11 protein-coding genes and 1 pseudogene are annotated in these 13,061 nt (G+C 69.7%); 5 read left to right on the forward strand and 7 right to left on the reverse strand.

Translation table 11 applies throughout. The features are described from left to right. Positions 1 to 18: 18 nt before the first annotated feature. The 4 genes from BDW27_RS00700 to recO form a co-directional block, all read right to left on the reverse strand. Complete coding sequence (locus BDW27_RS00700) at positions 19 to 855, reverse strand: SGNH/GDSL hydrolase family protein (RefSeq protein WP_017546267.1); 837 nt, start codon at positions 853 to 855, stop codon at positions 19 to 21. 118 nt (positions 856 to 973) lie between these two features. Continuing rightward, on the reverse strand, positions 974 to 1,774 hold the full coding sequence (locus tag BDW27_RS00705) for an SGNH/GDSL hydrolase family protein (protein ID WP_017546268.1): 801 nt from the start codon (positions 1,772 to 1,774) through the stop codon (positions 974 to 976). Next, positions 1,774 to 2,601 carry an isoprenyl transferase gene (locus BDW27_RS00710; RefSeq protein WP_110047800.1) on the reverse strand — a complete coding sequence of 276 codons (828 nt, stop codon included), beginning with the start codon at positions 2,599 to 2,601 and terminating at the stop codon, positions 1,774 to 1,776. Before BDW27_RS00710 ends, BDW27_RS00705 begins: the two co-directional genes overlap by 1 nt. Continuing rightward, positions 2,598 to 3,329, reverse strand: a complete 732-nt coding sequence (gene recO / locus BDW27_RS00715; protein ID WP_026129554.1) for a DNA repair protein RecO — start codon at positions 3,327 to 3,329, stop codon at positions 2,598 to 2,600. The genes BDW27_RS00710 and recO overlap by 4 nt, the downstream gene beginning before the upstream one ends. 356 nt (positions 3,330 to 3,685) lie before the next feature. Between recO and BDW27_RS00720 the strand changes: the two genes are divergently transcribed. Further along, on the forward strand, positions 3,686 to 4,438 hold the full coding sequence (locus BDW27_RS00720; RefSeq protein ID WP_110047801.1) for a CAP domain-containing protein: 753 nt from the start codon (positions 3,686 to 3,688) through the stop codon (positions 4,436 to 4,438). 288 nt (positions 4,439 to 4,726) lie between these two features. Here the strand turns inward: BDW27_RS00720 and leuA are convergent, their stop codons facing one another. From leuA to BDW27_RS00735, 3 genes are all read right to left on the reverse strand, one after another. Beyond that, a complete protein-coding gene (gene leuA, locus BDW27_RS00725) occupies positions 4,727 to 6,427 on the reverse strand; it encodes a 2-isopropylmalate synthase (RefSeq protein ID WP_017546272.1) in 1,701 nt (566 codons plus the stop codon). A 445-nt stretch (positions 6,428 to 6,872) separates the two neighbouring features. After that, on the reverse strand, positions 6,873 to 7,352 hold the full coding sequence (locus BDW27_RS00730; RefSeq protein WP_017546273.1) for a hypothetical protein: 480 nt from the start codon (positions 7,350 to 7,352) through the stop codon (positions 6,873 to 6,875). Positions 7,353 to 7,363: 11 nt separating this feature from the next. After that, entirely contained in the window at positions 7,364 to 8,416 is a 1,053-nt protein-coding gene (locus BDW27_RS00735) for a protein-L-isoaspartate(D-aspartate) O-methyltransferase (protein WP_233515576.1), read from the reverse strand. Positions 8,417 to 8,746: 330 nt separating this feature from the next. On the opposite strand from BDW27_RS00735, the pseudogene BDW27_RS28115 reads away from it, so the two are divergent. The 4 genes and pseudogenes from BDW27_RS28115 to BDW27_RS00750 all read left to right on the forward strand — a co-directional run. Beyond that, a pseudogene (locus tag BDW27_RS28115) lies at positions 8,747 to 8,965 on the forward strand (hypothetical protein); the annotation flags it as partial. Between the two features lie 189 nt (positions 8,966 to 9,154). Further along, entirely contained in the window at positions 9,155 to 10,222 is a 1,068-nt protein-coding gene (locus BDW27_RS00740) for a hypothetical protein (protein WP_233515577.1), read from the forward strand. A gap of 10 nt (positions 10,223 to 10,232) precedes the next feature. Next, complete coding sequence (locus BDW27_RS00745; protein WP_026129559.1) at positions 10,233 to 10,715, forward strand: hypothetical protein; 483 nt, start codon at positions 10,233 to 10,235, stop codon at positions 10,713 to 10,715. A gap of 867 nt (positions 10,716 to 11,582) precedes the next feature. Next, positions 11,583 to 12,845, forward strand: coding sequence for a M14 family metallopeptidase (locus BDW27_RS00750; protein WP_233515578.1), 1,263 nt, complete (start codon positions 11,583 to 11,585; stop codon positions 12,843 to 12,845). Positions 12,846 to 13,061: the final 216 nt, after the last annotated feature.

The following is a 13,061-nucleotide window of genomic DNA, read 5'->3' on the forward strand; positions in this document are numbered from 1 at the left end:
CGCGACCAGCGGAACCCGTCAGCGGCCGTCCTGGGAGGGGTCGCAGCGTTCCAGCGTGGGGCGCTTGGCGTCGACACCGTCGCCCGAGGAGCGGCCGGTGAGGCGGCGGTGGATCCACGGCACGAGGAACTCGCGGGCCCAGTGCAGGTCCTCCTGCCGGGCCGTGCGCCAGTCACGGTCCTCGGGCGGCGGCCAGGCCTGGTTCCAGTCGGAGTCCACCGGGACGTCCAGGACCTCGCACACCCGCAGGGCCAGCCTCCGGTGTCCCTCGGAGGACAGGTGGAGGCGGTCCCAGTTCCAGGCGCGGGCGTCCGAGAAGATCTTCATGCTCCACACGTCGACGACGTCGCAGCCGTACCTGTCGGCCACGGCGCGCATGTGCATGTTGTAGGTGGCGATCTTGCCGCGCAGATGGCGCATGACCGGCTGCCAGTTGGTGTCGAAGCCGGTGAAGATGACCACCCGGGCGCCGGTGGCGCGCAGGTCGGCGACCATCGACTCGAAGATGGCCACGACCTGGTCCGGGTCACTGCCGGGCCGGATGATGTCGTTGCCGCCAGCGCACAGGGTGACGAGGTCGGGCTTCATCTCGACCGCGCGTGGCACCTGCTCGTCGCGGATCTGCGCGATGAGGCGCCCACGGATGGCGAGGTTGGCGTAGCGGACCTCGGGCACGTGGTGGGCCAGGTGTTCGGCCACACGGTCGGCCCAGCCCCGGTAGCGGCCGTTGGGCACGCTGCCGCTGTCCGGGTAGGGGTCGCTCATGCCCTCGGTGAAGCTGTCCCCGAGGGCGACGTAGGACAGGATGTCCTTGCTTTTCAGGTCACCGGGAGATCCGGTCGGCACACCGCTCATGGTGTTCGATGATGCAACTCGACGCCACGGTTACGCGACAGTAGGTTGCGGATTTCGCGCGTTTTGGGGCGGAACTCACACCATGCGCGGTGTGCCCGGAACGGTGTCGGAGGCGCGGTCAGCGGTCCTTGGAGAGCGGGGTGAGCACGGGGCGCTTGGCGGTCACCGTGTCGCCCGAGGACTTCCCCGTGAGGCGGCGGCCGATCCACGGCCCCAGGGAGTCCTTCACCCAGTTCAGGTCGTCCCGGCGCGCCTCGGTCCAGCTGACCGGTTCCGTCTCGGGCCACGGCTCGTCCCAGCGCTCACCGGTGGGCACCCCCAGGACCTCCGCCACGCGCAGCGCCAGACGCCGGTGGCCCTGCGGGGACATGTGCAGCCGGTCCTCGTCCCAGGCGCGGGGGTCGGTGAGCACGTCCATGGACCACTGGTCGACCAGGAAGCAGTCGTGCCTGTCGGCGATCGCGCGCACGTTCAGGTAGTAGCGCGCGAACGGCCCGATGGTGCCGCGCATGTACCCCGTGGAGACGTTCACCCCGGTGAACAGCACCACCTGGCTGCCCTGGGCGCGCAGGCGGGCCACCGTGTGGTCGAGGACCTTCGCCAGGCGCTCGGGGTCGCCGGCGGGGCGCAGCAGGTCGTTGCCGCCCGCGCACAGGGTGACCAGGTCCGGCGCCATCTCCAGGGCGGGCGGGACCTGGTCGGTGATGATCTGGCGGATGAGCTTGCCGCGCACGGCCAGGTTGGCGTACTCGATTTCGCCCACGTGGTCGGCCAGGTGCTCGGCCAGCCGGTCCGCCCAGCCCCGGAACACGCCGCTGCCGTCCGGGTAGGGGTCACCCACGCCCTCGGTGAAGCTGTCACCGATGGACACGAGTGACATCCCCGGCCTGACCAGCGCGTCGTCGGTCCGTCCCACCATCACTTCTCCTCCCCCGTCACCGGGTTGGGCACAGCACCGCCGTACCGGCGGTCCCGGCTCGCGTAGATCTCACAGGCCCGCCACAGGTCGCGGCGGTCGAAGTCGGGCCAGAGCCTCTCCAGGAAGACGAACTCGGCGTAGGCGGACTGCCAGAGCAGGAAGTTGGACAGCCGCTGCTCGCCGGAGGAGCGCACGAACAGGTCCACCGGGGGCACGTCCGGGGCGTACAGGTGCTGGGAGAGGGTGTCCTCGGTGATCTTCTCCGGGGAGATGCGCCCCTCGGCGGCCTGGCGGGCCAGCTCGCGGGCGGCGTCCACGATCTCGGCCTGACCGCCGTAGTTCACACAGAACTGGAGGGTGAGCCGGGTGTTGTCCCGGGTCATCTCCTCGGCGTCCTTGAGTTCCTTGATGACGCTCTTCCAGAGCATCCCGGAGCGCCCGGCCCACTTGACGCGCACGCCGCGGGCGTGCAGCTCGTCGCGGCGGTTGCGGATGGTGTCCCGGTTGAAGCCGAGGAGGAAGCGCACCTCGTCGGGTGAGCGCTTCCAGTTCTCTGTGGAAAAGGCGTAGGCGGACAGGTTGGGGATGCCCATCTCCAGGGCGCCCTCGATCACGTCGAAGAGCGAGGACTCACCGGCCTTGTGCCCCTCGGTACGCGCCAGACCGCGTTCCTTCGCCCAACGACCGTTGCCGTCCATGACCACGGCCACGTGGCGTGGCACGAGGTCGGCCGGGACCTGCGGGGGCCGGGCCCCGCTCGGGTGCGGGACGGGCGGCGTGTGGTCCGGCTCGCGCCGCCTACCGTTGTCGAAGCTGAACAGACTCAAGAACGCTCCACATGGCGCAGTGATCGGATTCCGTTTTCCAGGTGCCACTGTAGGTAGGCCGCGACCAGCCCGCTGCACTCGGAGCGCTGCTTGCCGTCGCTGGCGTCCGCGCTGTCCCAGTCGCCCCCGAGCAGGGCCGACATGAGCCGGAGCGTGTCGGGCGCGGGGTGCGTGGAACCGTGGGGACGGCACACCGAGCAGACCATACCTCCGGCGTGCACCGCGAACGCACGGTGCTCCCCCCTGCTCCCGCAGCGGGCGCACTCGGTGAGGGCGGGCGCGTACCCGGCCACCGCCAGGGAGCGCAGGAGGTAGGCGTCCAACACCAGCCGGGAGTCGTGGCTCCCCTCCCCCAGGGTGCGCAGGGCGCCGATGAGCAGGAGGAACTGGCGCAGGGCCGGGTCCTTCTCCACGGCGACGACCTTCTCGGCGGTCTCCAGCATGGCGGTGGCGGCGGTGTAGCGGGAGTAGTCGCTGACCACCGCGGCGCCGTAGGAGCGCACGGTCTCGGCCTGGGTGATGACGTCCAGGGTGCGGCCGGTGTGCAGCTGGAGGTCGACGTGGGTGCACGGTTCCAGCCGGGCTCCGAAGCGCGACTTGGTGCGGCGCACGCCCTTGCCAACGGCGCGGACCAGGCCGGTGCGCCGGGTCAGGAGGGTGACGATGCGGTCGGCCTCGCCCAGCTTCTGGTTGCGCAGGACGACGCCCTCGTCGCGGTAGAGACTCACCTCCCCATTGTCGCGGATGGTTCCGACCGCCCCGTGTCGCCCGACCCGTGTGGGCGCTCCGTGTCCCATCCCCGGTTCACCATGACGCGCACCACCCTGAGCTGGTTTATTACGGTTTGGATTCCCTTTTCTCGATATTTGCTCTACTCTCACGCGCTAGGGCCTGACGGTTTCGGTCCCGCCGCCCTTCCCCCGCGGCCAGGACGACCGTGACCGTAAACCCCACGCGGGTGCCCGATTCCCCATCCCGGTACGGAAGGCAGAGCGATATGGCGCGAGGTCGTCGAGGCAGGCGCAGGACAAGCGCTCGCGAACAGCGCTCAGACCGCGAGGCGCGACGCGGGAGGGTCCCGGTCGTGGCCGCAGTGGTGGCGGTCCCGGTGGGGCTGACCCTCGCCGGGGCCCTGGTGCTCTCCGGGCTCGGTGACCAGCCGGACCCGGCGGACGGCACGACCGCCGCCGACGCGAGCGGCGAGATCGGGAGTTCGGTGAGCGACGACTCCAACGCTCCCGAGACGGACGCGGAGGACGACTTCTTCGCCGAGCCCACGGCTACCCCGGGCGACGCCGAGCCCCGGGGTGACGGCGGACCGAGGACCTCCACGGTCACCGCCTCGTCCTCCGCCGAGGAGGCCGAGGAGACCGGCTCCGACGAGGGCGGTCGCGAGGGCGGCGGCAGCGGTGGAGGCGGGGCCGGCAACAGCGGCGGCAGCGGAGGGGGCGGTGGCAACCAGACCACCGGCGGCCCCCGGACCACGGCCGTGGTGACCCTGGTCAACGACGAGCGCGCCGCCAACGGCTGCGGACCCCTGCGCGTGGACGACAGGCTGGCCGCGGCCGCCCAGGAGCACAGCGAGGACATGGCCGCGCGCGACTACATGTCGCACGAGAACCCCGACGGTGAGGGCCCGGGCGACCGGGCGCAGAGGCACGGCTACGACTCCTGGGGGGCGGAGAACGTCGCCAAGGGCCAGACCAGCGCCGAACAGGTCATGGACGCCTGGATGAACAGCCCGGGCCACCGGGCCAACATCCTCAACTGCGGCCTGGAGTCGATCGGGGTCGGCGAGTCCGGCAACGCGTGGACCCAGAAGTTCGGCTGGGAGTAGTCCGGCCGTCCCGCGGGCGACATGAGGGCGGGCCGCGTCCCTGATGGGGCGCGGCCCGTTCGCGTCGTTTCGGACGTGTCGTAGGCGAGTGTCCGGCTGTCCCGCCAGGGGCCGTCGGGCGAGCGGCCGGGGTTCGTTCCGTTCCGCGGGACGCTCGGGCGGGCAGAGGGCGGGGCCTCCCTCCTACAGCACGGAACGGGGCCCGCGACGAGTGTCGCGGGCCCCGTTCTCCCAGTGCCGGGGGAAGGTGCCGGGCGCCCTGTGCCGGGGGCGCCCGACGTTGGTGGATCAGGCGCGGGCGATGGCGCTGCACATGGCCTTCAGCGAGGCCGTCGTGATGCTGCTGTGGATACCGACGCCCCACACGGCCCTGCCGTCGATCTCGGCCTCCACGTAGGCGGCGGCGCGGGCGTTGCCGTCCTCACCCATGGAGTGCTCGACGTAGTCGATGACCCGGACCTTGACGTCCACGTCGGCCAGCGCGTCACCGAACGCGGAGATGGGACCGTTGCCGGTGCCCTTCAGCTCGCGGATCTCACCGTTGACGCGGGCGTCGGCGTGGATCGAGTAGGTGCCGTCCTCAGCGGTGCTGGAGCGGTGCGCCAGGACCGCCACCGGGCCGGTCTCGGCCAGGTAGGTCTGCGAGAAGATGTCCCAGATCCGGTCGGCCGGGAACTCGCCGCCCTCGGCGTCCATGAACTGCTGGATGACCTGGGAGAACTCGATCTGCAGGCGGCGCGGCAGGTCCAGCGAGTGGTCGCGCTGCATGATGTAGGAGACGCCGCCCTTGCCGGACTGGCTGTTGACCCGGATGACCGCCTCGTAGTTGCGGCCCACGTCCTTGGGGTCGATGGGCAGGTACGGGACGTCCCACGGGTAGTCCTCGACCGGCTTCCCGGCCTCCTCGGCGCGGGCGTTCAGGTCGGCGAAGCCCTTCTTGATGGCGTCCTGGTGGGAGCCGGAGAAGGCCGTGTACACCAGGTCACCGCCGTAGGGGTGGCGGGGCGCGACCGGCAGCTGGGTGCAGTGCTCTACAGTGCGGCGGATCTCGTCGATGTCGGAGAAGTCGATCTTCGGGTCGACGCCCTGGCTGAACAGGTTCATGCCCAGGGTCACCAGGCAGACGTTGCCGGTGCGCTCACCGTGGCCGAACAGGCAGCCCTCGACGCGGTCGGCGCCGGCCATGACGGCCAGCTCGGCCGAGGCCACACCGGTGCCGCGGTCGTTGTGCGGGTGCACGGACAGGACCACGTGCTCGCGCCGGGTCAGGTTACGGCTCATCCACTCGATCTGGTCGGCGTAGGAGTTGGGGGTGGAGCGCTCGACCGTGGCGGGCAGGTTCAGGATGATCTCGCGGCCGGGGCCGGGCCGCCAGACGTCCATGACGGCCTCGCAGACCTCCAGGGCGAAGTCCAGCTCGGTGTCGATGAAGATCTCGGGCGAGTACTGGTAGCCGAAGTACTCGGTCTCGCCCAGGTACTTCTCGGCGAAGCGGACCACGTGGCGGGTGCCCTCGACGGCGATGCCCTTGCAGGCCTCGCGGTCGACCCGGAAGACCACCCGGCGGAAGGTGGGCGCGGTGGCGTTGTACAGGTGCACGGTGGAGCGCTTGGCGCCGACCAGGCTCTGCACGGTGCGCTCGATCAGGTCCTCACGGGCCTGGGTCAGCACGGAGATCTGTACGTCGTCGGGGATCAGGTCGTCCTCGATCAGCGACCGGACGAAGTCGAAGTCGGTCTGGCTGGCGGAGGGGAAGCCGACCTCGATCTCCTTGTAGCCCATCTTGACCAGCAGCTGGAAGATCTCGTGCTTGCGGGTGGCGTCCATGGGCTCGATCAGCGCCTGGTTGCCGTCGCGCAGGTCGGTGGACAGCCAGCGCGGCGCCTCGGTGATGCTCTTGGCGGGCCAGGTGCGGTCGGGCAGGTCCACCGTCTGGAACGGCTGGTAGCGGTGGAACGGCATGGGGCTGGTCTTCTGCTGCGGCACCATAACGGTGTGGCTCCTCGGGAAAGTGTGGCGCGTGATGTCGTGGTCGACACGGCAAGCCGAAGTCCCGCGGCGAGGGGCCGACCTTCTAACGATCCCCGCCGCGGCCACTAAGAAGGAGGAGCTCGCGCAGCATAACGATCGTCACGCTAGCAGACAGTCAACGGATTCTGGTACCCAACGTCCACATGATGGGACACACCCTGCCTGAACTGGGACGCGCCGACCGGTTTCTCAGCATTTCCACCGATCCTCGAATTCAGGTACCTCGACTTCAAGATACAGCGGCGAGCAGCTACCCTGGAGGGGAACCCTTCAGTGCTAGGGGGGTCACACGGAGTCCGTCGGCGGGACCCAGGGTGCGGCCAACACCCGAGGCCCCGGCAGGCAGGTAAGCCCAGCCACCGCAGGGCCGGTACCGCCGACGGACATCCTCACTCCGTCGGCGTCAGTGGCCGGCGTCGAGGTCGAACTCGACCCACATGAGATACGCCCACTCCTCCTCGGTGCCTATTCGTCTGCTCCCCCAACGGCTGGCGAAGTGCGCCATGAGCGTGAGTCCGGTTCCCTCAGCCTGCTCCACGCTTCCCCAGACCGGTGGAACCCGTGCCACGTCGACGGACTCCCGCTCCCCCACTGAGAGGCGTAAGACACGCTGGGACGGGCCTCTGTGGCGCAGGGACAGACTGCGGAACACGACGATCCCCCGACCGGCCCAGGAGGCCCGGGTCAGGGCCCCGGTGAACATCTCGCTCAGGCAGAGCCGCAGGGCGTCCTCGGTCTCCTCACCCACCCCGGGAAGGCGGGAGAGGTCCTGCACCAGGTCGTCGCGGGCCACGCGGATGCGGCAGGGGTCGCCCGGATACCAACGGGACTTCCAGCGCCGCTCGGTGCGGGGTTCGTTCGGGTGGATGCTGGTTCGGTTCACGGCTTCACTCCTCAGGATGATGGGGAAACACTCAGGACCGACGCCTCGTCATCGATCCAGACGCTCTGCCAGTCGGGCGTCACCGTCAGACCGAACCGGTCCGGCGCCGGGCGACCGGCCTCCTGCCAGAGGCCGTGGGCCCGTTCGAGTTCGTCGGCCAGGAACCTGGGGCCCTTCTGACGAACCTCGGACCTCCCGATCCTTGGTTCGGCAGGCGTGCGCAGGAGCGCCCAGGAACCCGTGGCCGAGTCCACGAGGCACAGGGACACCGAGTGGCCGGCTCCGTGGCGCACGGCCCAGCCGACCCCGGGGAGGAGGAGCCCCGCCGCGAACACGGCGGAGGCGTCGAGGATGTCGCCGCGGCCCAGCTCCGATCCGCGGACGGCACGGTCCGCCTCGGGACGCAGACTCCGTGAGAGACGACGCCAGAGAGCGAGCCCGCCCTGCTGGCCGCCGCTCCACCGCAGCGGCGCGAACCGGCCCCGTGCCAGGCCGTCCACGCCCACACGAAGGTCGGCCAGGGTCAGTTGCCGGGACGCGTCCCCCCAGGGCACGAGAATCCGGCCGCCGGGCTGGCACCGGCGTATCCAGGCGTAGGGGACCCGGTCGACCGGCGCGAAGCTCAGCACACGGTCACAGGGCCCCCGCTCCGGCCACCCCGCCGCCGTGTCGTCGCTGACCACCCGCGGTTCCAGGCCGGCGGAGGCCAGGCGGACACGGACGTGTTCGGATCGCGTGAAGCCGGATTCCACCGTGGTGACGGCGTCGTCGCCGAGCCGCATCGTCAGGAGTCCCGCGCAGTAGCCGCTTCCCGATCCGATCTCCAGAACCTGCATCCCCGGTGTGGCCCGGGAGGCGTCCAGGACCTCGGCCGCCAGCGAGGGGGAGCACACCGAGACACGGACCCGCCGCCCCTGCTCCTCCCCCGGCCCCGGCCCCGGCGGTTCCAGGATCTGGGAGTCGGCGTAGGCCCCGCGAAGCCACCCGTCCTCGTCCTCGTACCGGTCGAGCCGTACTCCCTCGGAGTCCTCGAACCGTTCGGGAACGAAGAGGTGACGTGGCAAGGACTCGAAGGAGGACCGCCACTCCATCGGTAACCGGCCCCGTGTCAGGAGCCGCCCGACGAGGTCGTTCCGGTGGGAAGTCACGGACGCCCCCCGTTCACCAGCCCTGACAGGTGGAGGGCCGTTTCTCGCGAGGGGCTGATTCGCTGGTGCGTTCGACGCCGTGTCTCGGTTTTCAAGGTGGACGGACTCCATCCGCCGCGATCCGGACCCAATCAGGGTCTTGAGTCCATTACACGGCCGTTCGTTCTGGGTAAGGATGAACAGGGACATGGGAACCCGATCACCCTTCCTCGCGGAATCCCGAACGGATATACACCGGTGGTATGAATGCCAAAACACCTGGCCCACGCGCCACTGAGGCCACCACTTCCTTTCTGGAGCCGCCTGGACGTCCGCCGCTCCCTCACCGAACGGGACGCGGGGAGGCTCTTCGGCCTCCTCCGGCAGCACACCGGAGCGAGCCAACAGGTCATCGGGTCCGCCGTGGACATGGCACAGCCCCACGTGAGCGCGATCATGTCCGGGCGCAGATCCGTCACCGCGCTCAACACGTGGCTGCGTGTGGCCGACGGCCTGGAGATGCCCACCCAGGCCAGACGCGCCCTCGGACTCGCCGATGGCCCGGAAAAGCATGATCATGTGGATCCTGGGACAGAACTGTCTCTACAGCATGGCGAATTCTCTCCCTCCACCACAACGGCGGGGGACATCGCCGAGATCACGTTGAGGGACCTCATGAAACGCAGAGACGCTTTCGCGGTCGGCGGAGGATTGATCGCTGGCGCCGCCCTGACGGAGCTGGTCGAACACTGGTTGGCGCCGCGCGCCGGAGGGCTGGTGAACGGAAGGAATTCGATCGGGGAACTGGAACTCGAAAGGATCGAGGCCGCCACGGTCTGCCTGAGGCACTGGAGCGAGCGGTGGCGGATGGGGACTCGGAGGAAGGCGGTGATCGGCCAGCTCTCGGAGGTCTCCGAACTGGTGGAGAACCCGCAGGGCGCACAGGTCCAGTCGAGGCTCTTCGCCGTCATGGCCGAGCTCGCCAAGATCGTGGCGTCGATGTCCTTCGACTCCGGGGATCACGCCACCGCCCAGCGCTACTACGGAATCTCGCTCAGGGCCCTGCAACAGGCCGGGCCCGAGCACCGGGCCTACGGCATCGGCGTCCTGGCCGACATGGCACGCCAGATGCTCGACCTGCACCGCCCCGAGGACGCGCTCGACATCATCCGGCTGGCCCTGGACAAGTCAGACTCCCTCGGACTGCCGCCCGTGGCCCGGTCCCTGTTACGCACGCGGGAAGCGTGGTCGTACGCGCACATGGGCCGGGCCGAGGCCTTCCGCCGCTCCGTCCACCAGGCCGAGGACCTATTCGAACAGGGAGGGGACGACCTGCCCCTGTGGGCGAGGAGCTTCGACCACGCCGAACTCTCGGGGGTGGTCGGCGCCCGTTACCGGGACCTGGGACGTCGTCAACGCGAACCCGCGGAGAGGCGACGCTACGCGGAGCTGTCGGCGGAGTACATCCTGCGGGCCCTGGAGACACGGCCCGAGGGCCAGGAGAAGGGGCGCGCGTTCGACCGCGTCGGGCTGGGCCGGACCTATCTGGTACTCGGTGATCCCACCGCCTCCGCGGCGTCCGTTCGCAGCGTGCTGCGATCCCGCTCCGCCATCGGGTCGGGGCGCGTGCGCAGGAGGCTTGAGGACTGGCACACCGAGGCCGCCGCCATGCACCGGGACCCGGACGTGGCGCAGCTCCGCGAGGAGCTCTCCTTTACCCTGCTTCCACTGCCCCGAACGTGAAAGGGATGCTGTGACACGGATAGGTATCACCGGACATTCGAACCTGACAGGGAACAGCGCCCAGGTGGTCAGGGGGGCTCTGGCCGATGCTCTCGCCCCGTACAGGGGCGGGGACCTGGTCGGGATCTCCTGCCTGGCACGCGGTGCGGACCAGCTCTTCGCTTCGGCCGTCCTGGAGGCGGGCGGTCGCGTCGAGGTCGTCCTGCCGTCGGCCGACTACCGTGAGAACAAGGTCAAGCCGCACGAGCGGGACTCGTTCGACGAGCTGCTCATCCGCGCCGACTCGGTCCGCTACATGCCGCACCGCAGTGCGGGCCGGGCGGCGTACGAAGCCGCGAACCAGACGCTGATCTCCCAGGCGGACCGCCTCTTCGCCGTGTGGGACGGCCAACCAGCCGACGGCCACGGTGGGACAGGGGACGCCGTGGAGACCGCCCGTCAGCGGGGTCTTCCGGTCGAGGTGATCTGGCCGGACGGCGTGCGACGCGGCTGAGGACCGCGTGCCGTACTCACCCCTGCATCCCTCCCCCACAGCCTCACCGAGGAGTCTCCGACGAGGACGCCGAGAACTCTGTCCAACCCGACCACGCCGTTGACGGGCGTGGCGGCGATCGCGCCGTGGGAGTCCCCATGGCCTCATTCACAACCTAGCCTCCGCGACCTGCCCGTGTCCGCGTTTTCCAGAAACTCTCCGAGGAGGCTCCCCCTGTTCGCCCGGGGCACGAGGCCCCGGGGACCGGGACCCCCACCCCGCCCTCCGCCTGCCCGCCCACGGACGGGGCCGACGACGTCCTCGCCACCCCGGCGGAACCGGGCTTCACCACGGAGGTGACGGAGCGGTTCAGGGGCGGCTTCGACCGGACCGGAGGGAGGAACACCCGAGACCGAGACCGCGCCACCCTGGATCCGGACACCCGAGGGCGACCCGCCCGGGCCGTCCGTGGCGACACACACCGACGTGCGCGGCGCACCAGCGCCGCGGGCACCATCTCCGCCACCACCGGCGGCTCCGCCCCGGGGCACGGCCCTACCGCCCCTCCTCCTCACCCTCGGGTCACACCTGTCTCCTCACACCACTCGCACCACAGCGCGTCCCGTGGCACCATCCGCCACGGGACGCGATCATGTTCACTTCTCCCCCTCCCTCACCGCTTGGGGAACGGAGTTCCGTCGTGGCCACATCCGGACACGGAGAGCGAGGGTCCGATGACAGCAAAAGCGGGCTTCACGTGGCAAGGGCGCCAAACCAGACAATGGGACACCCCTGCGCCTCGAAGCTACCCACATTGACAGTTCACGGCCCCCCGATCTCCAATATCGCCACATATCCGAAGCCTCACCCCCGCTCAACGGAGGCATCGTGTCCCTCACCCCCGTCCGAAGAACCCTGGTCCCGGTGGCAGCGAGCGCCCTCCTTCTCGGCCTGCTCGCCCCCGGCGGCGCGACCGCCGAACCCTCCTACGACCTGTACGAGATCACCGGCGTGAGCACCGCCGAGGAGCGCTCGCGGATCGCCGCGTCCGGAGTGGCCATCGACCACGTGGGCGAGGACTCCGTCCTGGTCACCGGTTCGGTGCACGACATGGCCGAACTGGACGACCTCGGCTACTCAGCCGAGCCCTACGCTCTCCCCGAGACCTTCGCCAATCCCGATCCGGGCTACACGACCTATCCGGAGCTGCTGGAGATCATCGACGAGCTGGTCGCGGCCAACCCCGACATCGCCGCCAAGGAGGTGTACGGACAGTCCCACGAGGGCCAGGACCTCGTCGCGGTGAAGATCAGCGACAACGTGTCCGTGGACGAGGACCAGCCCGAGGTGCTGTTCACCCACTCCCAGCACGCCCGCGAGCACCTGACCGTGGAGATGGCGATCCACCTGATGCGCCTGTTCACGGACGGCTACGGCGAGGACGAGCGCGTCACCGGGCTGGTGGACAGCCGGGAGATCTGGATCCTGCCGAACGTCAACCCGGACGGCAGCGAGTACGACATGGCGGGCGACACCTGGCGGGACTGGCGCAAGAACCGTCAGCCCAACGAGGGTTCGTCGTCGATCGGCACCGACCTGAACCGCAACTGGGCCCACAACTGGGGATGCTGCAACGGCTCCTCCGGCGACCCGAGCAGCATCACCTACCGGGGCGACTCCGCCGAGTCGGCCCCCGAGGTCCGGGCCGTCGCCGACTTCGTCCGGAGCCGCGTGGTGGACGGCGAACAGCAGATCACCAGCGCCATCGACTTCCACACCTACAGCGAGCTCATCCTGTGGCCGTACGGGTACACCTACGACGAGGTCACCGACGGCATGAGCCGCGAGGAGTACGACACCCACCGCGCCCTGGGCGAGTACATGGCCGAGGCCAACGGCTACACGCCCCAGCAGTCCAGCGACCTCTACGTCACGGACGGCTCCATCAACGACTGGCTCTGGGCCGACCAGGGGATCGTCAACTACACCTATGAGATGTACCCGAAGTCGGCCAGGGACGGCGGCTTCTACCCGCCCTCGTCGGTGATCGAACGCGAGACCGCCCGCAACGAGGAGGCCGTGCTGCGTCTGCTCGACTACGCGGACTGTCCGTACCGCATCATCGGTGAGGAGGAGGCCTACTGCTCCTGACCCACAGGGTCACACCCGCGTAGGCCCGACGGAACGCCCCCTTGCACGTGCCGAGATAAGGTCCGCACGTGTGAGGGGGTTCCGTCGTTCATGGGGAGCGCCCGTCAGGACGCTCCACCGCCCAGGGCTCGGAGGGGTCCTCCCGGAGCCCGGACGCGAGGAAACCGGGGGTGGCGCTGAGCCAGCGAAGAACGTCACCACCCCCGGGGCTGGTGC

The organism is Nocardiopsis sp. L17-MgMaSL7 (assembly GCF_003182025.1).
GTDB lineage: Bacteria > Actinomycetota > Actinomycetes > Streptosporangiales > Streptosporangiaceae > Nocardiopsis > Nocardiopsis prasina.